Origin of the sequence: Lactobacillus sp. M0396 (assembly GCF_016101625.1) — a bacterium.
Taxonomy (GTDB): domain Bacteria; phylum Bacillota; class Bacilli; order Lactobacillales; family Lactobacillaceae; genus Lactobacillus; species Lactobacillus huangpiensis.
Window position 1 is genome coordinate 1 of record NZ_JACFQE010000019.1, and the last position, 896, is coordinate 896.

Consider the following 896-nt stretch of genomic DNA (forward strand, 5'->3'; position numbering starts at 1 on the left):
CAATTTACGAATTGAAAATCTATCTTGCTTCGCTTGCATTTCCATTTTTCTTAGTCTTTCATTATAGTTATTTTTTCCTAACATTTTAATCCTTCCTTGTAATTTAATATTCATTAAAATTGTATAACGTATGTTTTTATATGTCAATATATTACGTTTATTTATATATTAAGCTGTTATTATTTGTTATTTTTATAATATCATATTTTAAAAACTTATATTTTCCTATCTTATAAGCTTTTATAGTAAGCTTTTATAACATGTAATATTTAAAATTAAATTTATCAATATTATTTATTTGCTTTTTAATAAATATTTTATAATAATTTATTTAATTACTGTTTCTTTGTTAACATAGTATTTTTAATTACAATATGTAATTTATTTATAATAATTTATTATAAATTAGTTATTTTAACAGCCAAAATTTTTAATAAATTCCTTCAATACGTACCAAAAAACTTTTATTGGTTATATCTACTAAATTGATTAACTCAACAAAATATGTATTATCATACTGATCTTTAGTACAAAGTACAAAAATATTCATAATACTGACTGCGAACGATTTAATTATCAATTTTAACCTCTAAAGGAATACCAAACTTCCTATAACCTCAAAGAAACAAAAACAAGATTATATTTTCTGAATATAATCCTGTTAACTTTGTTTTTTTATTTATTTGACATAAAACATGATTACTATTTACTGATCTATTTAATCAGTTCACAAATAAATTCAAGTCCTTATACTATATCTGACACTTTTCTTGTTATCAGGAAGTCAAACTATCCTTTAACATTTGCTTTTTTAACAAATTTGCTTGTTGTCATAGTGTAGTACTTCTTACCTTTAATCTTTACTGGATTACCGTAAGTCTTAATTGATTTACGTT

1 protein-coding gene is annotated in these 896 nt (G+C 20.9%); it reads right to left on the reverse strand.

The window, feature by feature from the left end; translation table 11 throughout:
- Positions 1-789 precede the first annotated feature (789 nt).
- A complete protein-coding gene (locus H3T43_RS09665; protein ID WP_223896643.1) occupies positions 790-885 on the reverse strand; it encodes an SLAP domain-containing protein in 96 nt (31 codons plus the stop codon).
- Positions 886-896 lie beyond the last annotated feature (11 nt).